This window comes from Paraburkholderia sp. RL17-368-BIF-A (assembly GCF_046054045.1).
Taxonomy (GTDB): domain Bacteria; phylum Pseudomonadota; class Gammaproteobacteria; order Burkholderiales; family Burkholderiaceae; genus Paraburkholderia; species Paraburkholderia graminis.
In genome coordinates this window covers 21,024-42,173 of the sequence record NZ_JARESN010000007.1, presented here as the reverse complement: position 1 = coordinate 42,173, position 21,150 = coordinate 21,024, and the positions used below count along the sequence as shown (strand labels likewise).

Sequence of the window (21,150 nt, the reverse complement as noted above, 5' to 3'; positions counted from 1 at the left end):
ACGCTGCCCGAACCGAACCGTGAGTTCCTTTCCTTCCGACGCCGACACTGACGCCCGGCCGCCCTGCCCGGACTATCCGCCCGCGCTCGGCGAGTCGCGGCTGCTGACCGACGAAGAACTGCGCGCGTCGCTGGAATGCACGCTGCGTGACTGGGACCGGCAAAGCGACTTGTGGCTCTTCGGCTATGGCTCGCTGATCTGGAACCCTGGACTGCCCACTGTCGAAGCCACGCGCTCGAAGGTGCACGGCTATCACCGCGGGCTGTATTTGTGGTCGCGCGTGAATCGCGGCACGCCGGAGCAGCCGGGGCTTGTGCTCGCGCTCGATCGCGGCGGCTCGTGTACGGGCATCGCGTTTCGTCTCGCGGCAGAAGGCGCGATGCCGCATCTCGAGGCGCTGTGGCGCCGCGAAATGCCGATGGGTTCCTACCGGCCCGCGTGGCTGCCCTGTGTGCTCGCCGACGGCCGGCGCGTCGACGCACTTGCGTTCGTGATGCGCCGCGACGTGCCGACGTACACCGGCAAGCTCGGCGACGAGGTCGTCAAAACGGTGCTCGGCTGCGCGCGCGGCCGTTACGGCACGACGCTCGAGTACGTGAGCCGCACGGTTCACGCGCTGCGCGAAAGCGGCATGCCTGATCGCGCGCTGGAAGCACTGCTCGCGCGCTGCCAGGCTGCGAGTGATGGGACGGAGGCGAACGGCGACTCAAGCGGCGACTCAAGCGGCGGCGAGCTTCGCACACAGCCGCAGACGAAGCTGTGAGCGCGTACGCCGAAGCGCCACATGCGGACGCAACGCGCAGACCGCAACTGGCGAATAGCCGCGCCATCGAACCTGCGATGCACTCTTTTCGCCGCAATCACGAGCAAACGAGCACGCGCGAAATCGCATGAAAGAAAGCGCCCTTCGCTCCGCCGTTCGTTTCGCGAATGTTCCGCGATTGTTCCATGAAGCGCCCGGGTTTTTTCTCCAGGACGCTTTTCACCGCGTAATCAGTTAGGATTGACCCACGGCCCGCCGCTTGCGTCGGACCCTGTCAGCCCGGTTTCATTCATCGCCCGGCCGGGTGGGACACGGTCCTGCCATGTGCCTGGTGTATCCTTAATGCTCTGCAACAGCGCGCCCAGTCTTGCCGGGCGCACTACCATGAACGACACGTATCCCAGTCGACGCCAAACCGACAAACCGCACGAAAAGCGCTCGCTGCTCGAGCGTCTGACCGACTTCATCTCGCCCGAGCCCGACTCGCGCGCAGAACTTCTGGAAATCCTGCAGGACGCGCACGAGCGCAACCTGATCGACGCCGACTCGCTGTCGATGATCGAAGGCGTATTCCAGGTCTCCGAACTGAGCGCACGCGACATCATGGTGCCGCGCGCGCAGATGGACGCGATCAACATCGCGGACAACCCGGCCGAATTCATCCCTTACGTGCTGGAAAAAGCGCACTCGCGCTATCCGGTGTACGAGGGCAATCGCGACAACGTGATCGGCGTGCTGCTCGCGAAAGACCTGCTGCGTTACTACGCCGAAGAAGAATTCGACGTGCGCGGCATGCTGCGGCCCGCGGTGTTCATCCCCGAATCGAAGCGGTTGAATGTGCTGCTGCACGACTTTCGCGTGAATCGCAATCACCTCGCGGTGGTCGTCGACGAATACGGCGGCGTGGCCGGCCTGATTACGATTGAAGACGTGCTGGAGCAGATCGTCGGCGACATCGAAGACGAATACGATTTCGACGAGGAAAGCGGCAACATCATCGCGTCGCCGGACGGACGCTTTCGCGTGCGCGCGCTGACCGAGATCGAGCAGTTCAACGAGGCCTTCGGCACGCATTATTCAGACGAAGAAGTGGATACGATCGGCGGGCTCGTCACGCATTATTTCGGGCGCGTGCCGCACCGGGGCGAGAAGGTTCGCATCGACGATCTGATCTTCGAGATTCTGCGCGGCGACGCACGCCAGATTCACATGCTGCTCGTGCGGCGCGACCCGCTTGCCGGTCAGCGCGAGCGCGAAGCGCAGCACGTGCAGACCTGAGCGGTCCTTCCCGCCTGCCGACCTTCGGCCTTCGCCCGAGCCTTTCCAACTTGTCACTCCTCTCGCCGACCGCGCAACAATGGCCGACCCGATCACTTCCTCCTCGCGCCGCGGCGTGAACACGACCGCCGCGCGACCGACGGGCGTGCGTGCGCTGCCTCGCTGGCATTACCTCGTCGCGCTCGCGGCCGGCGCGGCCAACACGTTGTCGTTCGCGCCCACGCCGCACGGCGGCTGGCTCGAACTCGCAATCTTCGTGTTCCTCTTCGGCTGGCTGACGCGCACGACCGGCTGGAAAAGCGCCGCGTTGACGGGCGGCGCGTTCGGCTTCGGCAACTTCGTGAGCGGCGTGTGGTGGCTCTACGTCAGCATGCATGATTTCGGCGGCATGCCCGCGCCGCTCGCGGGCGCTGCGCTCGTGCTGTTTTCGCTCTACCTCGCGCTGTATCCCGCTCTTGCCGCGGGCGTCTGGTCGTTTTGCGCGGGTCACGCGCGCAACGGCAAGTCCGCGGTCGACATGCCGTTTTCGCCGACGTGGCATGGCGCGCTCGCCTTCGCGAGTGCATGGGCTATCGGCGAATGGTTGCGCGGCACGGTGTTCACCGGCTTTCCGTGGCTCGCGAGCGGCTATGCGCAAGTCGACGGCCCGTTCGCCGGATTCGCGCCGCTCGCGGGTGTGTACGGCGTCGGCTGGATGCTCGCACTCGTGGCCGCGCTGATCGTGCAGGCGCTGCTCGCGTTGCTGCACCGTTCGCGGGCGTCTCGCGAAACGTCGGCAAGCAGCGGCGACACGCGCGGCAGCGCAAACGCAGCGAGTATCGCGGTGCCGGCCGGCATCGCAGTCGCGTTGATCGCGGCCGGCCTGCTGCTGCCGCTCGCGAAGTGGACGGTGCCGGCCAACGCGCCGCTGACCGTGCGTCTGCTGCAAGGCGACGTCAAGCAGGACATGAAGTTCGAGGAAGCGGGCGTGCGCGCCGCCATCGACCAGTATCAGCAGATGATCACCTCGAAGCCGGCCGATCTGATCGTCACGCCGGAAACCGCCATTCCGGTGCTCGCGCAGCAACTGCCGGTGCCGTTTGCGTCGGCGGTGCGCAGCTTCGCCGATTCGACGGGCAGCGCGATCCTGTTCGGCGCGGTCGGCGGCTCGGTCACGCCCGAGGGCCGCGTGGTCGACTACACGAACAGCCTGTTCGGCGTCACGCCCGGCACGCGCGATATTTACCGCTACGACAAGCATCACCTCGTCCCGTTCGGCGAATTCGTGCCGTGGGGCTTTCGCTGGTTCGTCAATCTGATGAATATTCCGCTCGGCGATTTCGCGCGCGGCGGCCCCGTGCAGAAGCCGTTCGTCGTGCATAACCAGCCGGTCGCCGTCGACATCTGTTACGAAGACATTTTCGGCGAAGAGATTGCGCGGACGATCCGCGAAAGCGATACGCCGCCGGGCGTGCTGATCAACTCGACGAATCTCGCGTGGTTCGGCGACACGATCGCGCTCGAGCAGCATCTGCAGATTGCGCGCATGCGTTCGCTGGAAACCGGCCGGCCGATGCTGCGCGCGACCAACACCGGCACGACGGCCGCCATCGACGCCAACGGCAAGGTGCTTGGCAAGCTCGCGCCCTACACGATCGGGTCGCTCGACGTCACCGTGCAAGGCACAGCCGGCCGCACCCCGTATGTGACGAGCGGCAATAACACGGTGCTCGCGGTTTCGTTATTGCTGCTGGCATTCGGCTTTGCGTTCGGGCCGGGCATCAGGCGTCGCAAAAACGGTGACGCGGGAAATGGCGGGCAGTAAGCGATAAAAGAGCCATAAAAAGCACAGCAATAAAAAACGCGCGCTGCGGCATAACCGCCAGCGCGCGTTTTTTCATCCGCTCAAACCAGGCTTACTGATTCGACGCAATGCGCTGCTGAATATGCTGCGCACGCGCCGGCGATGCCGGATGCGAACTCAGCATGCTCGATTTTCCGCCGTCCATTTGCGCGAGTTTGTTGAACGCCGTGACGAGACCCGACGGATCGAGATTCTTCTTTTTCTGCAAATCGAACGAATAATCGTCGGCGGCGCTTTCCTGCGTTTGCGAGAATTGCGCGTTAATCAGCTTCTCCGAAAACTCGCCCAATTGCGAGCCGGACAGCGCGCCCGCAACGCCGCCCGCCGACGACGCCACCGAACGCACCGCCGACGTCGCATACGCGACCTGCATCGCCTTCTTCGTGTGGCCAAGCGCCACGTGGCCCATTTCATGGCCGACCACGCCGCGCACTTCGTTGTCGTTCATCATGTCCATCAGGCCGCTGTAGACGCGCACGCAGCCGTTCGCCATCGCCCACGCATTGACGTCCTTCGTCACATACACCTTGTAATTCACCGGCGTGCCGTTGATGTTGTCGCCCAGTTGCGCGGCGATCTTGTTCAGGCGCTTCTGGTATTTGCTGTTGGCCGGCGCAATTGTGTTTTCGCTGTCGAGTTGCGCGCACGATTTGTCGGTGAGCGCGCGCACGTCGGCGTCCGACAGCGTGGCGGCCTGTGTGGCCAACTGGCCGGACTGAATCAGCGACGACGGGTCCAGGTTGCTGACGCTGGAACACGCGGCAAACAGCGAGCAGACGGAAGCGGCAATAACAAGGCGATACGGTTTCATTATGAAAGTCTCTTTGTGGTGTTATTCGTTCGACGGCGCGATGGATTCGCCGCCATTTGCAACGGCGCATATCGGCGCGAAAACGCCGGATATGTTGACTGCATGACCATTGCCCACGCGACAGACGAAAAAAAGCGCCTGAGGGCAGGCGCTTTTTTACCACAACTGAAAGCTTTAATTCATGACTTTGAAAGTACGATTAACGCAATTTTGCAAACTTGCCTTAACCGTTAGCAACTTCGCTTTTATTTAGCTGCTCAGTTGGCCGGCGCAGTATCGATAAACGATTGGCGCAGCGAAAGCTTCTGAAAATGCTTGTCGAGATTCGGATGCGCATCGCGCCAGTTCAGCTCCGGCATGCGGAAATCCAGATAGCCCAACGCGCAGCCCACCGCAATATCGGCGAGCGTGTAGTGATTGCCCGCGCACCACGGCTTGGCCGCGAGCCCTTGCGACATCGCGACGAGCGCTTCGTCGATCTTGCGCTGCTGGCGCGCCACCCAGGCGTCGACGCGCTGCTCCGGCGTGCGCTGCGTGCTTTCGAGGCGGATCAGCACGGCGGCGTCGAGGAGACCGTCGGCGAGCGCTTCCCAGCAGCGCACCTCGATGCGCTCGCGTCCCGATTGCGGAATCAGCTTGCCGACCGGCGACAGCGTGTCCACGTACTCGCAGATCACGCGCGAGTCGAACACCGCTTCGCCGTCTTCCATCACGAGGCACGGCACCTTGCCGAGCGGATTGAAGGTATGAATGCGGGTGTCCGGCGCCCAGACGTTCTCGGGCACCAGCTCGTAGTCGATCTTCTTGTCGGCCAGCACGATGCGCGCTTTGCGCACGAACGGGCTGGCGAGCGAACCGATGAGTTTCATCATTGCCATCTGCCTTTTTCTGAATCCGGCGAAAGTATAAGTGCTGAGCGGCATGCGCGAGCGCCCCGCGCGCGCTTCGCGAGCCGCACGCTCAGTCGCTGTGGATGGATTGCAACATTGCCGCGCCGCGCGCGCGCCGTCTAGCTGGCTGAATGGCCAAGGGGCGGTTTGGCCCCGACCAATCCCGCGCGCCCGCGCAACGCGCCGCCCCAACGCGCCGGCGCAAATTCGTCCGCGCATTGGGCGCTACAATCGCACGATGAACCAGCCGACCGAACCCACCATCGCCATCGACGTCTACCGCACGCGCCGCGAGCGCGTACTCGCCGCGCTGCGCGCAGCGGGCGGCGGCGTCGCCATCGTGCCGACCGCGCCCGAAGCGCTGCGCAACCGGGACGCCGACTACCCCTACCGGCACGACAGCTACTTCTACTACCTGACCGGCTTCACCGAACCGGAGGCGCTGCTCGTGCTCGACGCAAGCGCCGCTCCCGGCGAGCCCGCGTCGATCCTGTTCTGCCGCGAGAAAAACGTCGAGCGCGAGATCTGGGAAGGTTTCCGTTTCGGGCCCGAGGGCGCACGCGTCGCGTTCGGATTCGACGCCGCGTTTCCCTTCGACGAAATCGACGCACACCTGCCGCGGCTCCTCGCGGACAAGCCGTCGCTGCACTACGCGCTGGGCACGTCGGACGAACTCGACGGCCAGGTGCGCGGCTGGCTCGAAGCCGTGCGGACGCAGGGCCGCAGCGGCGTCGCGGCGCCCACGGCCGCGCGCGATCTGCTGCCGCTGCTCGACGACATGCGGCTCATCAAGGACGACCACGAGCTCGCCATCATGCGCCGCGCCGGGCAAATTTCGGCGCAGGCGCACCGCCGGGCGATGGCCGCGTGCCGCCCCGGCGTGCGCGAGTACGAACTCGAAGCGGAGTTGCTCTACACGTTCCGCAAGTTCGGCGCGCAGGCGCCCGCTTACACGTCGATCGTCGCCGCGGGCGCGAATGCGTGCGTGCTGCACTACCCGGCCGGCAACGCGATTGCGCAGGACGGCGACCTGATTCTGATCGACGCGGCCTGCGAACTCGACGGCTACGCGTCCGACATCACGCGCACTTTCCCGGCGAGCGGCCGCTTCACGCCGGCGCAGCGCGAGCTGTACGACATCGTGCTGGCCGCGCAGCAGGCCGCCGTCGACGCGACCCGCGCCGGCGCGACCTTCGACGACCCGCATCAGGCGGCCGTGCGCGTGCTGTCGCAAGGCTTGCTGGACACGGGCATCGTCGACCGCACGAAGTTCGCTTCCGTCGACGACGTGATCGCCGAGCGCGCCTACGCGCCCTTCTACATGCACCGCACCGGCCACTGGCTCGGCATGGACGTGCACGATGTCGGCGACTACCGCGAGCGCGGCGCGCCGCGCGACGAGGCAGGCGTGCTGCCGTGGCGCACACTGCAGGCGTCGATGACGCTGACTATCGAGCCCGGCCTGTACATCCGGCCGGCCGAAGGCGTGCCCGAGCGTTACTGGAACATCGGCATCCGCATCGAGGACGACGCGATCGTCACGCCAACGGGCTGCGAACTGATTACCCGCGACGTGCCGGTGGCCGCCGACGAAATCGAGGCGCTGATGCAGGAAGCCCGCGCGGCTCAGCAGACAAGGACGTAACCGGCCATGAACGCTGCTTCTCCGTCCACGGTCATCCTGAAGCCCGCGGCGCTCAATCAGCATTTCGATTTCGACGTGACGATCGTCGGCGCGGGGCCGGTCGGACTCGCGCTTGCCGGTTGGCTCGCGCGCCGCAGCGCGACGCGCGAGCTGAAGATCGCGCTGATCGACGCGCGCGAGCCCGAAGATTCGATCGCGGACCCGCGCGCGATCGCCGTCTCGCACGGCAGCCGCATGATTCTCGAACCGCTGCGCTGGCCCGCCGACGCAACCGCGATCCAGCGCATCCACGTCTCGCAGCGCGGACACTTCGGCCGCACGCTGATCGACCACGGCGAGCACGGGCTGCCGGCGCTCGGCTACGTGCTGCGCTACGGCTCGATCGTGCACGGCCTGGCCGAAGCGGTGCATGCAACGCGAGTCCACTGGTTCCGTTCGACGTCCGCCGCGGCGCCGGTTCAGGAACACGACGGCGTCACGCTCCCGATCGAAACTGCGGGCGTCACGCGCCGGCTGCGCACGCGCATTCTGGTGAGCGCGGAAGGCGGTTTGTTCGGTGATCAGCGGGGTGCGCAGAAGGCTGGAAAGCGCGAGGGAGAAAGCGCCACAAATGGCGCGGACAAAGGCGCCGATAAACCCGGCACACGCGACTACGGGCAAACGGCGCTGGTCGGCACGGTGAGCGTGTCGACGCCGCAACCGCACGTCGCGTGGGAACGCTTCACGCCGGAAGGCCCGATTGCCTTGCTGCCGATGGGCGGCGTGCGCGGCGCCGACTACGCGCTCGTCTGGTGCTGCGCGCCCGAAGAAGCCGCGCGCCGCGCGCAACTCCCCGACGACGCCTTCCTGCGCGAACTCGGCGCCGCATTCGGCGGACGCATGGGACGCTTCACGCACATCAAGGGACGGGCGTCGTTCCCGCTCGGGTTGAACGCCGTCGATACGCAGGTGAGCGGCCGGGTCGTCGCCATCGGCAATGCCGCGCAGACGCTGCATCCGGTTGCGGGCCAAGGGCTCAATCTGGGTTTGCGCGACGCGCACGCGCTCGCCGACGCATTGTCGGCGGAAGGCCCGACGACGCTTGCGCTCGCCACTTTCGCGCAGCGTCGCGCGCTCGACCGGCGCTTGACGATCGGCGCCACCGACACGCTCGCGCGCCTTTTCACCGTCGACTTCGCGCCGCTCGCGATCATGCGCGGGCTTGCGCTCACCGCGCTCGAATTCGTGCCGCCGGTGAAGACCGCGCTCGCGCGTCAAATGATGTTCGGACAGCGTCGCTGACGAGCGCGGGCCACTTCACCAGGAACCCTCGCACGAACCCTCGCGCGAGCGGCGCCGACTCTATGACGCCGGCGACTTTCATAGAAGATTTAATGGGTTACGACGCCCGCAATTGAAGTGCGGGCTATCTGTTAACGCTAAAATGGCGGTTTTCCCTCGCATTTCGCGAATGCTCCGATTGACGAAATCGAACAATCGGCGGCGCGCGCGTCCACGTCATGCCCACCATCGGCTCGCACAATCTGCGTAACAACCTGTTCGTCGCGCCCATGGCCGGCGTCACCGATCGTCCGTTCCGCCAGCTTTGCAAACGGCTCGGCGCGGGCTATGCGGTGTCGGAAATGGTCGCGTCGAACGCGCAACTGTGGAAGAGCGAGAAAACCATGCGCCGCGCGAACCACGCGGGCGAAGTCGAGCCGATTGCCGTGCAGATCGCCGGCGCCGATCCCGACATGATGGCCGAAGCCGCCCGCTACAACGTCGCGAACGGCGCGCAGATCATCGACATCAACATGGGCTGTCCGGCCAAGAAAGTCTGCAACGTCGCGGCCGGTTCTGCGCTGCTGCAAAACGAGCCGCTCGTGCAGCGCATCGTCGAGGCGGTGGTCGCGGCAGTGGGCGTCGGTCCCGACGCGGTGCCGGTCACGCTGAAAATCCGCACGGGCTGGAATCGCGAGAACAAAAACGCGCTGAACGTCGCGCGTCTCGCCGAGGCCGCCGGCATCTCCATGCTGACCGTGCACGGCCGCACGCGCGCCGACCTGTATCACGGCGACGCCGAGTACGAGACCATCGCCGCGGTCAAGGCGGCGGTGCGCATTCCGGTCGTGGCCAACGGCGACATTTCGTCGCCGGAAAAAGCGCGCTATGTGCTCGCCGTGACGGGCGCCGACGCGATCATGATCGGCCGCGCGGCGCAGGGGCGTCCGTGGCTGTTCCGCGAGATCGAGCATTTCCTGCAAACGGGCGAGTTGCTGCCGCCGCCGCGCATCGACGAAATCCAGCAGGTCATGAACGAGCACCTGGAAGATCACTACGGTTTCTACGGCGAATTTACGGGCGTTCGCACTGCGCGCAAGCACATCGGCTGGTACACTCGCGGCCTTTCCGGCGCCAACCTGTTCCGGCATCGCATGAATACGCTGGACAGCACGCGCGAACAACTCCTCGCCGTCAACGAATTTTTCGACGCGCAGAAGGCGATCTCCGACCGCCTCGTCTACGTCGACGAATCACCTGGCGATGCCGGGCTCGACAACCAGGGCGAGAACCACACCGACCGACTAGCTGCATGAGCAAGAACAATATCGAACAATCTGTCCGCGACAGCCTGGGCATCTACTTCCAGGATCTCGACGGCTCGAATCCGCACGACGTCTATGACATGGTGATTTCGTGCGTTGAAAAACCCCTGCTCGAAGTGGTGCTCGAGCAGGCCGGCGGCAATCAGTCGCTGGCCGCCGAGTATCTCGGCATCAACCGCAATACGCTGCGCAAGAAGCTGCAACAGCATGGTCTGTTGTAGCGGGTTGTAGTTTTCTCGCGCCCTGCCACGTTTCCCTTCGGCTTTTCGTCTTCATCATGATCAAGCAAGCGCTCATCTCCGTTTCCGACAAGTCCGGCATTGTCGACTTCGCCAAGTCGCTGTCGGACCTCGGCGTCAAGATCCTGTCGACCGGCGGCACCGCGAAACTGCTCGCGGACGCGGGTCTGTCCGTCACCGAAGTCGCCGACTACACGGGCTTCCCGGAAATGCTGGACGGGCGCGTGAAAACGCTGCATCCGAAGGTGCACGGCGGCATTCTCGCGCGCCGCGATCTGCCGGAACACATGGCGGCGCTCGAGCAGCACGACATTCCGACCATCGACCTGCTGGTCGTGAACCTGTACCCGTTCGTGCAGACGGTGTCGAAGGAAGAGTGCTCGCTGGAAGACGCGATCGAGAACATCGACATCGGCGGCCCGACCATGCTGCGCTCGGCCGCGAAGAATCATCGCGACGTGACCGTGGTGGTCGATCCCGCTGATTACGCGGTCGTGCTCGACGAAATGCGCGCGAACAGCAACGCGGTCTCGTACAAGACGAACTTCCGTCTCGCGACCAAGGTGTTCGCGCACACCGCGCAATACGACGGCGCGATCACCAACTATCTGACGAGCCTCACCGACGAACTGCAGCACTCGTCGCGCAACGCTTATCCGGCTACGTTCAACCTCGCCTTCGACAAGGTGCAGGACTTGCGCTACGGCGAAAATCCGCATCAGAGCGCTGCGTTCTATCGCGATCTGTCGGTGCCGGCCGGCGCGCTGGCGAACTACAACCAGTTGCAGGGTAAGGAACTGTCGTACAACAACATCGCGGATTCGGACGCGGCGTGGGAATGCGTGAAGACCTTCGACGTGCCGGCCTGCGTGATCGTCAAGCACGCGAATCCGTGCGGCGTGGCGGTGGGCGCGGACGCGAACGAAGCGTATTCGAAGGCGTTCCAGACCGATCCGACTTCGGCGTTCGGCGGCATCATCGCGTTCAATCGCGAAGTGGACGAAGCCGCCGCGCAAGCGGTGGCCAAGCAGTTTGTCGAAGTGCTGATCGCGCCGTCGTTCAGCGCCGAAGCGCGCCAGGTTTTCGCAGCGAAGCAGAACGTGCGTCTGCTGGAAATCGCGCTGGGCGAAGGCCATAACGCGTTCGATCTGAAGCGTGTGGGCGGCGGCCTGCTGGTTCAATCGCTCGATTCGAAGAACGTGCAGCCGCGCGAATTGCGCGTGGTGACGAAGCGCCATCCCACGCCGAAGGAGATGGACGATCTGCTGTTCGCCTGGCGCGTCGCGAAGTACGTGAAGTCGAACGCGATCGTGTTCTGCGGCAACGGCATGACGCTCGGCGTCGGCGCGGGTCAGATGAGCCGCGTGGATTCGGCGCGCATCGCCAGCATCAAGGCGCAGAACGCGGGCTTGGCGCTGACCGGTTCGGCGGTGGCGTCGGATGCGTTCTTCCCGTTCCGCGACGGCCTCGACGTGGTCGTGGCAGCGGGCGCGACGTGCGTGATCCAGCCGGGCGGCTCGATGCGCGACGACGAAGTGGTCAGCGCCGCGGACGAGCACAACATCGCGATGGTGCTGACCGGCGTGCGTCACTTCCGGCATTGATATTGGCTTGAGCGGCGGCGTGTTGTTTTGCCGTGTCCAGGGTAAGAGACGATAGAACGGCCCGGTGGAATTTTCCGCCGGGCCGTTTTGTTTTGCCGCTTGCTGCGGCGGTCAGTGGCCGACGTTCGTCACGCGTCGTCAGTCGTCAGTCCGGTGGGTCCTTGCGCTCGTAGCCGTCCCTGACTTCCGGATGCTGACTGATGTAGGTGCCGAGACCCTCGCCCTGTTTCGCGAGCCGCTTGAGCGCCGCGACGTGTTTGACGCCGACGCTTTTTTTCGAGTACCAATACGTCGTGCCCGAGTTGAAGCGGGCAGCGACAAAGTTATCGCCGATTTCGTAGGCCACGACGCCGGATGTCCCGCTTCTGTTTCCATAGCGCTGCATATCCGATCACCTCCTTCCGACAGACGCAGCAGTTTTTATTCCGCCCGCGCCGCCTTTTGCGGGCCGCCGTGCGGCGCGTCTGTTGTAGTATCGCAGGCACCTGGCTTTAACCGCATGTGCGGCACTTCATGAGAATTCTTGGCATCGACCCCGGCTTGCGCGTGACGGGCTTCGGCGTGATCGACCAAAGCGGACACACGCTCAGCTACGTCGCGAGCGGCGTTATCAAGACCGCCGACGCCGATCTGCCGTCGCGCCTCGGCACTATTTTCGAAGGCATTTCGACGCTGATTCGCCAGCACTCGCCGGATCAATCGGCGATCGAAAAAGTGTTCGTCAACGTCAATCCGCAGTCCACCTTGTTGCTCGGTCAGGCGCGCGGCGCGGCCATTTGCGGCCTCGTCGCGGGCGGCGTGCCGGTTGCCGAATACACCGCGCTGCAGTTGAAGCAGGCGGTGGTCGGCTACGGCCGCGCGACCAAGGAGCAGATGCAGCAGATGGTCGTGCGCCTGCTGAATCTTTCCGGCGTGCCGGGCACCGACGCCGCCGACGCGCTCGGCATGGCGATCTGTCACGCGCACGGCGGCACGACGTTGAGCACGCTCGGCGGCATCGCGCCATCGCTGGCAAAGAAAGGGCTGCGGGTCAGACGCGGGCGTCTCGTGGGATAGGTGCGCGGCACGCGCTGCGCTACACTCGCCCTTTCTCACAAGTTCGAACTCGCCATGATCGGTCGCATTGCCGGCGTTCTGCTGGAAAAAAACCCGCCGCATCTGCTCGTCGATTGCAACGGCGTCGGTTATGAAGTGGACGTGCCGATGAGCACGTTCTACAACCTGCCGTCCACTGGCGAGCGCGTCGTGCTGCTCACGCAAATGATCGTGCGCGAAGATGCGCACCTGTTGTACGGCTTCGGCACCGCCGAGGAACGTTCGACCTTCCGCGAGCTGCTGAAGATCTCCGGTATCGGCGCGCGCATGGCGCTCGCCGTGCTCTCCGGCATGAGCGTGCACGAGCTCTCGCAGACGGTCACGCTGCAGGACGCCGCGCGCCTCACGCGCGTGCCGGGCATCGGCAAGAAGACGGCCGAGCGCTTGCTGCTCGAGTTGAAGGGCAAGCTCGGCGCCGACCTGGGCGCGATGGCCGGCACGGTGTCCGCATCCGATCACGCGTCGGACATTCTCAATGCGCTGCTCGCGTTGGGCTACTCGGAGAAGGAAGCCCTCGCCGCAGTCAAAAACGTGCCGGCCGGCACGGGCGTGTCCGAAGGCATCAAGCTCGCGTTGAAGGCCTTGTCGAAGGCCTGAGGCTTTTTCACAGTGCGCGGGCCGCACGACCGATGCAGCAAGCGTCCCACAGTTCGCGAAGCCGCGCACCCTGGCCATTCGGCCGGGTTTCGCCGCGCGCCTCGCGCGGTACAATGACCGGATGATCGAAACCGACAAACTCGCCGCCGAGCGCATCATCGCGGCCACGCCCGTCTCGCCGAACGAGGAAGCGTTCGAACGCGCGTTGCGCCCTCGTCAGCTCGAAGAATATGTCGGGCAGGAAAAGGTGCGCGGCCAGCTCGAAATCTTTATCGAGGCCGCGAAGCGCCGCTCGGAATCGCTCGATCACGTATTGCTGTTCGGGCCGCCGGGTCTTGGCAAAACCACGCTCGCGCATATCATCGCGCGCGAAATGGGCGTGAATCTGCGGCAGACGTCCGGACCCGTGCTCGAACGCGCGGGCGACCTCGCCGCGCTGCTCACCAATCTCGAAGCCAACGACGTACTGTTCATCGACGAAATTCACCGGCTCTCGCCGGTCGTCGAGGAAATCCTGTACCCCGCGCTCGAGGATTATCAGATAGACATCATGATCGGCGAAGGGCCAGCCGCGCGCAGCGTGAAGCTCGATTTGCAGCCGTTCACGCTGGTCGGCGCGACCACGCGCGCGGGCATGCTGACCAATCCGCTGCGCGATCGCTTCGGCATTGTTGCGCGGCTCGAGTTTTATAACGCCGAAGAACTCGCGCGCATCGTCACGCGTTCGGCTTCGCTGCTGAATGCGCAGATTCATCCGGACGGCGCATTTGAAATTGCGAAGCGCGCGCGCGGCACGCCGCGTATCGCCAACCGGCTGCTGCGGCGCGTGCGCGATTTCGCTGAGGTCAAGGCCGACGGCAACATCACCGCGCAAGTGGCCGACGCGGCGCTGCGCATGCTCGACGTCGACGCGGTCGGCTTCGATCTGATGGACCGCAAGCTGCTCGAAGCGATCCTGCACAAGTTCGACGGCGGACCGGTCGGCGTCGACAACCTCGCGGCGGCGATCGGCGAGGAACGTGACACGATCGAAGACGTGCTCGAGCCGTATCTGATTCAGCAAGGCTTCCTGCAACGCACGCCGCGCGGCCGCGTGGCCACACTGCTCACTTACCGGCACTTCGGGCTTGCGGCGCCGGAAGCGTCGAGCGGGCTGCCTGGGTTGTGGGATTCGGCTGCGAGTTGAGTGCGGATTGGGTGTGGGAGTTCAGTTGATGTGCGGCTTAGCCGCGTGAGGGCTGAGTTCAGTTCAGCGTGCGGCATGGCCCTGCGCGCAGGCGGCGCAACGCGCACCGCCCGACGCATCCAACGCCTGATTACCGCCCCGGTTCCGGCACCTTCTTGAAACTGTCGTCGGCGCTCGGTGCGTCGAGATGCGATACATCGCCCCACGACACCACCGTCGCGCGCCCGTCGTCGTAATCGACGACGTTCACGCTCGTGTTCAACAGCGGGTAGTCGCGCGGCGCATCGAGCGGCAAGCCGCACGCGAAGCGGCGCACGCAATCGAGCACGCCGCCATGCGCGACGCAGGCGATCCGGCCGCCCGGATGTGCGGCCACAAGCGGCTCAATTGCATGCAGCACGCGATGGTAGAACACGCGCAGCGATTCGCCTTCGGGCGGCGCAAAGCCAGGATCGCGAGTCTGCCAATGCGCGTATTCGTCGGGAAAACGCGCGGCGATTTCGTCGCTGTCGTGGCCCTGGAATGCGCCGTACGAACGCTCACGCAAACCTTCGCGCAACTGCACGGGCAAGCCGAGCGCGTCGGCGATGGGCTGCGCGGTTTGCCGCGCGCGTTGCAGATCGCTCGAATAAATCGCGTCGAGCCGCGCGCCGTGCTTCACGTCATCGGCGATACGGCGAGCCAGTTTCTGCGCCTGGGCGAGACCCGCTTCGGCGAGCGGAATGTCGATATGCCCTTGAATGCGCTTGATGCGATTCCAGTCGGTCTCGCCGTGCCGGATAAACAGGATCTGCGTGGTCATGGGATCGAAGTGGGCGCTGTTCGCCGGTTGTGCCAGGCCGCTATTGTCGCAAGAACCGCGCGACATTCAGGCGTTGGTTTGCAGCCAGAAGGTGACGGGGCCGTCGTTGACGAGCGACACCTGCATGTCCGCGCCGAATTCGCCGGTCTCGACGACAGGATGTTTCGCGCGCGCCGCCGACACGAAATAGTCGAACAGACGCTTGCCTTCGTCCGGCGGCGCGGCGGGCGTGAAGCTCGGACGCAGCCCGCTGTTCGTGTCCGCGGCCAGCGTGAACTGCGACACCAGCAGCAGGCCGCCCGCGCGCCCCGCGCCGTCCACGTTTTGCACTGACAGATTCATCTTGCCGGCGGCGTCGCTGAACACGCGGTAGCCGAGCACCTTCGCCAGCAGCCGGTCGGCCGCGGCTTGGGTGTCGCCGCGTTCCGCGCAGACGAGCGCGAGCAGGCCCGCGTCGATTGCACCCGTCACGCGCTCGGTGTCACCGTCCACGACACGCACCTCGGCGCGCCGCACGCGTTGGATCAACGCGATCATCGAGCGGGCTCCGGCTGTGCGCTACGGTTCATCGCACGCACGGTCATAGTCAGGCGGTCAGCGTGACGCGCGCAAAGCGGCGCTTGCCGACCTGCACGACGTACTCGCCCGCCTCGACTTTCAAGCCCTTGTCCGAGACGGTCGCGCCGTCGATTTTCACGCCGCCCTGCTCGATATTGCGCAGCGCTTCGCTCGTCGACGGCACGAGGTTCGCCTGCTTGAGCAACTGGCCGATCGCGAGCGGCGCGCCGGCGAGCGCGACCGCCGGAATATCGTCCGGCACACCGCCCTTCGCGCGGTGGTTGAAGTCTTCGAGCGCGCGCTCGGCGTCGGCCGGCGAATGAAAACGCGCGACGATTTCCTGGCCCAGCATGACCTTGAAATCGCGCGGATTGCGGCCTGCCTCGGCTTCACGCTTGAACGCAGCGATCTCGTCCATCGGACGGAACGACAGCAGTTCGAAGTAACGCCACATCAGCGTGTCGGAAATGCTCATCAGCTTGCCGAACATATCTGTCGGTTTTTCGCTGATGCCGATGTAGTTGTTCTTCGACTTCGACATTTTCTCGACGCCGTCGAGGCCTTCCAGCAGCGGCATCGTCAGAATGCATTGCTGCTCCTGGCCGTACTGCTTCTGCAGTTCGCGGCCGACGAGCAGGTTGAACTTCTGATCGGTGCCGCCGAGTTCGAGGTCGGCGTTGAGCGCGACCGAGTCGTAGCCCTGCATCAACGGGTACAGGAATTCGTGGATCGAAATCGGCACGCCGCTCTGGAAACGCTTGGTGAAATCTTCGCGCTCGAGAATGCGCGCCACCGTGTAGCGCGACGCGAGCTTGATCATGCCGTCGGCGCCGAGCGGCATCGACCATTCGCTGTTGTAGCGGATCTCGGTCTTCTCGCGATCGAGCACGAGCGCAGCCTGTTCGAAATACGTCTTCGCGTTCGATTCGATCTGCTCGCGCGTGAGCGGCGGGCGCGTGGCGTTGCGGCCCGACGGATCGCCGATCAGCGACGTGAAGTCGCCGATCAGAAAAATCACCGTGTGACCGAGGTCCTGCAACTGGCGCATCTTGTTCAGCACGACCGTATGGCCGATGTGGATGTCCGGCGCGGTCGGATCGAGCCCGAGCTTGATGCGCAGCGGCGTGCCGGTAGCCGCGCTCTTCGCGAGTTTTTGCGCGAATTCTTCCTCGATCAGCAATTCGTCGACGCCGCGCTTGGTAATGGCGAGCGCGTGACGGACTTCGTCGGTGATCGGGAAAGCGGGGGCGGCGGGGTTCGGCTTGTTGGACTCGGTGCTCATGCTGGAAACTTGAAGTCGCGAAAAAAACAGATTGTCCCATAGATGCGCGCCGCCGCGCCCACTGAAGCGGGCTCGAGCGCCTGTATACGCGTGGCATTCGCAGCCGGACGACCAGCGAAGCATGGCGACGCGCTTCATCTTCGACCGCGCTTGCGTCGATAATCTGCTACAACCTTCGCCAACAGGCGGCAGAAAACAGCGGCCGACTGGCGGCAATGAACCCGCAACTCATCATCGACAGGAGCAGCAACGTGGCGCAAGAGCCCGCAGACGGCGTCTACTTTGGATTGATGTCAGGCACGAGCATGGACGGCGTGGACGGCGTGGCCGTCCGGTTCGCCGAGGGGAAGCCGCCCGTGGTGCTGGCCGAGGCGTTCGTCGGTTTCGCGGCGGGCCTGCGCGAGGCGCTGTTCGCGCTGCAACAGCCGGGCGAAAACGAGATCGAACGCGAGGCGCTCGCCGCCAACGCGCTCGCCACGCGATATACCGTGTGCTGTCACGAGCTGCTGCGCGGCTGCCACGTGTCCGCCGCCGAGGTACGCGCGATCGGCGTGCATGGGCAGACGGTGCGGCATCGGCCGGAAAAGGGCTATACGCGGCAGATCAATAACCCGGCGCTGCTCGCGGAAATGATGCATATCGACGTGATCGCCGATTTCCGCAGCCGCGACGTCGCCGCAGGCGGCCAGGGCGCGCCGCTCGTGCCCGCGTTTCACGCGACCGTGTTCGGCTCGAAGGACGAAACGCGCGTGGTCTGCAATCTTGGCGGGATCAGCAATATCACGATCCTGAATGCGACCGGCAGCGTGCGCGGCTTCGATTGCGGGCCGGCAAACGCGCTGCTCGACGAATGGGCGCAACGCCATCTCGGCAAGCCGTTCGATGAAAACGGTCATTTCGCGGCAAGCGGCCAGGTGGACCGCCCGCTGCTGAACGCTTTGCTCGACGAGCCGTTCTTCGCGCAACAGCCGCCCAAGAGCACCGGGCGCGATCTGTTCAACGCCGAGTGGCTCGACGCCAGGCTGCAGCCGTTCGCAGGACTCGCGCCCGCCGATGTGCAGGCGACGCTCGTCGCGCTGACCGCGGTGTCGGTGGCGCGAGAGATTGAACGGCATGCATCGGATGTGAAAGCGGTCTACGTATGCGGCGGCGGCGCGCGGAATCCGGAGATCATGAAGGCGTTGCAGCAGGCGCTGGACGATAGCGGCGCGAGTGGCGTGCCGGTAATGACCACCGACGCGCTCGGCGTGCCGCCGAGCCAGGTCGAGCCGCTCGCGTTTGCGTGGCTCGCGATGCGCTGCGTGGCGCGCCTGCCGGGCAGTTTGCCGGCCGTGACGGGCGCGAGCGCCGAGCGGGTACTGGGGGCGATTTATCCGCGCTGAGGGTTGATTCGCGCGGAGGGAGGCTCTCGCTTTGCCGCGCCGCCAATAAAAGAACGGGGCCGAAGCCCCGTTTCTTATGCAATACGCTGCCTCCCCGGCTTTAAACCGAGAACGACGATCCGCAACCGCAAGTGGTGCTTGCGTTCGGATTCTTGATCACGAACTGGGCGCCGTTGATGTCGTCCTTGTAGTCGATCTCAGCGCCAACCAGGTACTGGTAGCTCATCGAGTCGATCAACAATTGCACGCCGCTCTTGTTCATGACGGTGTCGTCTTCGTTGACGGCTTCGTCGAACGTAAAGCCGTATTGAAAGCCCGAGCAGCCGCCGCCCTGCACGAAAACGCGCAGTTTCAGGTCCGCATTGCCTTCTTCTTCGATCAGTTGCTTGACCTTGTCAGCCGCTGCGTCGGTAAAAACGAAGGGGGCGGGCATCTCGGTCACGGGTGTGTCGGTGACTGCGTTCATTCGAACTCTCCAGAAAGCTTCTAACCGCTATTGTAGGGCTGATCTCAACATCGTGCTGATGCCCACAAAATCAATGGGTTCTTACAGGGTGCCGCCACCATAAAAAAAGCCGCCTTCGCGATAGCGTTGGCGGCTTTTGCTGCGTTCCAGCGATAAGCCGGTTCGCACCCGAAACGATTAACGCTTCGAGAATTGCTTCCGGCGACGTGCCTTGTGGAAGCCGACCTTCTTACGTTCGACTTCACGAGCGTCACGCGTAACGAAGCCAGCCTTCGACAGTTCCGGCTTCAGCGTTGCGTCGTAGTCCATCAGCGCGCGGGTGATGCCGTGGCGAACCGCACCGGCTTGACCCGTTTCACCGCCACCGTTCACGTTGACCTTGATGTCGAACGTGACGCCGTGGTTCGTGAGTTCCAGCGGTTGACGCACGATCATCAGCGACGTTTCGCGCGAGAAGTAATCGGCGATAGGCTTGCCGTTGACAATGATCTCGCCCTTGCCAGCCTTGATGAAGACGCGTGCGACGGCGCTCTTGCGGCGGCCCGTGCCGTAATTCCAGTTACCGATCATGTGGGCTCCCCTTAGATCTCGAGCGCTTTCGGCTGTTGTGCCGAATGCGGATGCGTTGCTTCAGCGTAGACCTTCAGCTTCTTGATCATCGCGTAGCCGAGCGGGCCCTTCGGCAGCATGCCCTTGACCGCTTTCTCGAGCGCGCGGCCCGGGAAGCGTTCCTGCATCTTGCCGAACGTCGTTTCATAGATACCGCCCGGGTAGCCCGAGTGACGGTAGTACTTCTTGTCAGTAGCCTTGTTGCCCGTGACCTTCAGCTTGCCGGCGTTGATAACGATGATGAAATCACCGGTGTCGACGTGCGGAGTGAATTCAGGCTTGTGCTTGCCGCGAAGACGGTGTGCCACTTCGCTGGCGACACGCCCGAGAACCTTATCCGTCGCGTCAATCACGTACCATTCACGCGTAACCTCATGGGCTTTTGCGGAAAACGTCTTCATGATCGATCCAAAAAAATTGCTGCGCCCAATGTATTTTTTCCTGCTTGTAGTGTGCGCATCGAGGCGCGTGCAGGCTCTCCCTGGTTCTTCCTCCGCGGGCGCGGATGCGGAAAAGCCCTGAATTATAAAGGAATTTGTGACCTCAAGTCAAAACGTGCGGGATTTGGTGCGGGAGCCGTCTGATATTGACTTCCGCGAGCGCACGTCATGCAGGCCGGCGCGGGCGAAAAAAAACCCGAACTAGCGGTTCGGGTTTAATCCACCAAAGGAGGAGGTGGAGGAGACAGCGGAGGTTGCGCACTGCTGCAACCGTTGAGGCAATTATATGAAGCATCCTTGTGCGACGCAAGAACATTTGCATTGCGAAATCGATTTTCATAATGTGGTTTTTCGACTGCCGTAGCTTGGTTTGCCGTGGGCCCTTATAAAAAGAGGCATCGGCCCACTGCTCCGCTCGAGTGAACGACGCGCTCTAGAGTAAAACCCCTAAACCCGCCTCGAATTCCACCCTGCCGCCCGCCATGCCGCGCCGCAACATACAAGCGGCGATTGCGCATAATTTCCAGCCGACGTCGCCTCGGGCGGACACCGAAACGCCGGGCTACAATGCCGTCTCGATAGTCGAAGCGCGGTGGAGCACAGCATGGAATGCAAAGTAAGCTGGATGGGGCAAGACGGGATGGCGTTCGCGGCCGAGACGGGCAGCGGCCACCTGGTCGCGATGGACGGCGCGCCCGAAGGCGGCGGCCGCAATCTCGCGCCGCGTCCGATGGAAATGGTCTTGCTCGGCACGGGCGGCTGCACGGCCTACGACGTCGTGATGATCCTGAAGAAAAGCCGTCAGGAAATCGCCGGCTGCTCGGTGACGCTGAAGGCCGAGCGCGCCAGCGAAGATCCGAAGGTGTTCACGAAGATTCACTTTCATTTCACCGTGACGGGCAAGAACCTGAATCCGGCGACCGTGGAGCGCGCGATCAACCTGTCGCACGACAAATATTGCTCGGCGTCGATCATGATCGCGAAGACCGCTGAACTGACCCACTCGTTCGATATCGTGCCGAGCTGAACCAGCGGAACTGAGTGCCGCGGCCCGCGGGCCGCATCAACGAAAAAT

General features: G+C 64.1%; 22 protein-coding genes. 13 read left to right on the top strand and 9 right to left on the bottom strand.

Annotated features, from left to right (window positions below; translation table 11 throughout):
- The first annotated feature begins 19 nt into the window (after positions 1 to 19).
- From P0D87_RS14000 to lnt, 3 genes are all read left to right on the top strand, one after another.
- A complete protein-coding gene (locus P0D87_RS14000; RefSeq protein ID WP_053858717.1) occupies positions 20 to 763 on the top strand; it encodes a gamma-glutamylcyclotransferase in 744 nt (247 codons plus the stop codon).
- A gap of 384 nt (positions 764 to 1,147) precedes the next feature.
- Positions 1,148 to 2,041 (top strand): CorC family transporter, encoded by an 894-nt coding sequence (locus P0D87_RS13995; protein WP_006049922.1) that lies wholly within the window; start codon positions 1,148 to 1,150, stop codon positions 2,039 to 2,041.
- Between the two features lie 79 nt (positions 2,042 to 2,120).
- Entirely contained in the window at positions 2,121 to 3,845 is a 1,725-nt protein-coding gene (gene lnt, locus P0D87_RS13990; protein WP_053858718.1) for an apolipoprotein N-acyltransferase, read from the top strand.
- Positions 3,846 to 3,936: 91 nt separating this feature from the next.
- On the opposite strand, the gene loiP is transcribed toward lnt, so the two are convergent.
- Positions 3,937 to 4,695: a metalloprotease LoiP gene (gene loiP / locus P0D87_RS13985; RefSeq protein WP_006049920.1), complete on the bottom strand. Its 759-nt coding sequence runs from the start codon at positions 4,693 to 4,695 to the stop codon at positions 3,937 to 3,939.
- Positions 4,696 to 4,952: 257 nt separating this feature from the next.
- On the bottom strand, positions 4,953 to 5,567 hold the full coding sequence (locus P0D87_RS13980; protein WP_006049919.1) for a glutathione S-transferase C-terminal domain-containing protein: 615 nt from the start codon (positions 5,565 to 5,567) through the stop codon (positions 4,953 to 4,955).
- Between the two features lie 256 nt (positions 5,568 to 5,823).
- Between P0D87_RS13980 and P0D87_RS13975 the strand changes: the two genes are divergently transcribed.
- The 5 genes from P0D87_RS13975 to purH all read left to right on the top strand — a co-directional run bounded on the left by P0D87_RS13975 (position 5,824) and on the right by purH (position 11,658).
- On the top strand, positions 5,824 to 7,230 hold the full coding sequence (locus P0D87_RS13975) for an aminopeptidase P N-terminal domain-containing protein (RefSeq protein ID WP_053858719.1): 1,407 nt from the start codon (positions 5,824 to 5,826) through the stop codon (positions 7,228 to 7,230).
- A 6-nt stretch (positions 7,231 to 7,236) separates the two neighbouring features.
- A complete protein-coding gene (locus P0D87_RS13970; RefSeq protein ID WP_053858720.1) occupies positions 7,237 to 8,511 on the top strand; it encodes a UbiH/UbiF/VisC/COQ6 family ubiquinone biosynthesis hydroxylase in 1,275 nt (424 codons plus the stop codon).
- Between the two features lie 218 nt (positions 8,512 to 8,729).
- Positions 8,730 to 9,806 carry a tRNA dihydrouridine synthase DusB gene (gene dusB, locus P0D87_RS13965; protein ID WP_053858721.1) on the top strand — a complete coding sequence of 359 codons (1,077 nt, stop codon included), beginning with the start codon at positions 8,730 to 8,732 and terminating at the stop codon, positions 9,804 to 9,806.
- Positions 9,803 to 10,036 (top strand): Fis family transcriptional regulator, encoded by a 234-nt coding sequence (locus P0D87_RS13960; protein WP_006049915.1) that lies wholly within the window; start codon positions 9,803 to 9,805, stop codon positions 10,034 to 10,036. The genes dusB and P0D87_RS13960 overlap by 4 nt, the downstream gene beginning before the upstream one ends.
- Before the next feature lie 56 nt (positions 10,037 to 10,092).
- Positions 10,093 to 11,658: a bifunctional phosphoribosylaminoimidazolecarboxamide formyltransferase/IMP cyclohydrolase gene (purH, locus tag P0D87_RS13955; RefSeq protein ID WP_053858722.1), complete on the top strand. Its 1,566-nt coding sequence runs from the start codon at positions 10,093 to 10,095 to the stop codon at positions 11,656 to 11,658.
- A 145-nt stretch (positions 11,659 to 11,803) separates the two neighbouring features.
- Here purH and P0D87_RS13950 read toward each other — a convergent pair whose 3' ends face one another.
- Positions 11,804 to 12,043 (bottom strand): hypothetical protein, encoded by a 240-nt coding sequence (locus tag P0D87_RS13950; protein ID WP_006049913.1) that lies wholly within the window; start codon positions 12,041 to 12,043, stop codon positions 11,804 to 11,806.
- 128 nt (positions 12,044 to 12,171) lie between these two features.
- Here P0D87_RS13950 and ruvC point away from each other — a divergent pair, with 128 nt between their 5' ends.
- From ruvC to ruvB, 3 genes are all read left to right on the top strand, one after another.
- Positions 12,172 to 12,714, top strand: coding sequence for a crossover junction endodeoxyribonuclease RuvC (gene ruvC, locus P0D87_RS13945; protein WP_007180437.1), 543 nt, complete (start codon positions 12,172 to 12,174; stop codon positions 12,712 to 12,714).
- A 54-nt stretch (positions 12,715 to 12,768) separates the two neighbouring features.
- Positions 12,769 to 13,350, top strand: a complete 582-nt coding sequence (gene ruvA / locus P0D87_RS13940) for a Holliday junction branch migration protein RuvA (RefSeq protein ID WP_029968236.1) — start codon at positions 12,769 to 12,771, stop codon at positions 13,348 to 13,350.
- Positions 13,351 to 13,471: 121 nt separating this feature from the next.
- Positions 13,472 to 14,536 (top strand): Holliday junction branch migration DNA helicase RuvB, encoded by a 1,065-nt coding sequence (gene ruvB, locus P0D87_RS13935; protein WP_053858723.1) that lies wholly within the window; start codon positions 13,472 to 13,474, stop codon positions 14,534 to 14,536.
- Positions 14,537 to 14,666: 130 nt separating this feature from the next.
- Here ruvB and P0D87_RS13930 read toward each other — a convergent pair whose 3' ends face one another.
- The 3 genes from P0D87_RS13930 to tyrS all read right to left on the bottom strand — a co-directional run bounded on the left by P0D87_RS13930 (position 14,667) and on the right by tyrS (position 17,178).
- Positions 14,667 to 15,338, bottom strand: a complete 672-nt coding sequence (locus tag P0D87_RS13930) for a histidine phosphatase family protein (RefSeq protein ID WP_029968237.1) — start codon at positions 15,336 to 15,338, stop codon at positions 14,667 to 14,669.
- A gap of 66 nt (positions 15,339 to 15,404) precedes the next feature.
- Positions 15,405 to 15,875, bottom strand: coding sequence for a D-aminoacyl-tRNA deacylase (gene dtd, locus P0D87_RS13925; RefSeq protein WP_053858724.1), 471 nt, complete (start codon positions 15,873 to 15,875; stop codon positions 15,405 to 15,407).
- Positions 15,876 to 15,924: 49 nt separating this feature from the next.
- A complete protein-coding gene (gene tyrS / locus P0D87_RS13920) occupies positions 15,925 to 17,178 on the bottom strand; it encodes a tyrosine--tRNA ligase (protein ID WP_006049907.1) in 1,254 nt (417 codons plus the stop codon).
- 251 nt (positions 17,179 to 17,429) lie between these two features.
- Here tyrS and P0D87_RS13915 point away from each other — a divergent pair, with 251 nt between their 5' ends.
- On the top strand, positions 17,430 to 18,560 hold the full coding sequence (locus tag P0D87_RS13915; RefSeq protein WP_053859091.1) for an anhydro-N-acetylmuramic acid kinase: 1,131 nt from the start codon (positions 17,430 to 17,432) through the stop codon (positions 18,558 to 18,560).
- Between the two features lie 100 nt (positions 18,561 to 18,660).
- Here P0D87_RS13915 and erpA read toward each other — a convergent pair whose 3' ends face one another.
- From erpA to rplM, 3 genes are all read right to left on the bottom strand, one after another.
- Positions 18,661 to 19,026: an iron-sulfur cluster insertion protein ErpA gene (gene erpA, locus P0D87_RS13910; RefSeq protein ID WP_029968241.1), complete on the bottom strand. Its 366-nt coding sequence runs from the start codon at positions 19,024 to 19,026 to the stop codon at positions 18,661 to 18,663.
- 177 nt (positions 19,027 to 19,203) lie between these two features.
- Positions 19,204 to 19,596, bottom strand: coding sequence for a 30S ribosomal protein S9 (rpsI, locus tag P0D87_RS13905; protein ID WP_007180423.1), 393 nt, complete (start codon positions 19,594 to 19,596; stop codon positions 19,204 to 19,206).
- Positions 19,597 to 19,607: 11 nt separating this feature from the next.
- Positions 19,608 to 20,036 carry a 50S ribosomal protein L13 gene (rplM, locus tag P0D87_RS13900; protein ID WP_020069304.1) on the bottom strand — a complete coding sequence of 143 codons (429 nt, stop codon included), beginning with the start codon at positions 20,034 to 20,036 and terminating at the stop codon, positions 19,608 to 19,610.
- Positions 20,037 to 20,679: 643 nt separating this feature from the next.
- Here rplM and P0D87_RS13895 point away from each other — a divergent pair.
- Entirely contained in the window at positions 20,680 to 21,102 is a 423-nt protein-coding gene (locus P0D87_RS13895; RefSeq protein WP_006053300.1) for an OsmC family protein, read from the top strand.
- The last annotated feature ends 48 nt before the right edge of the window (positions 21,103 to 21,150 follow it).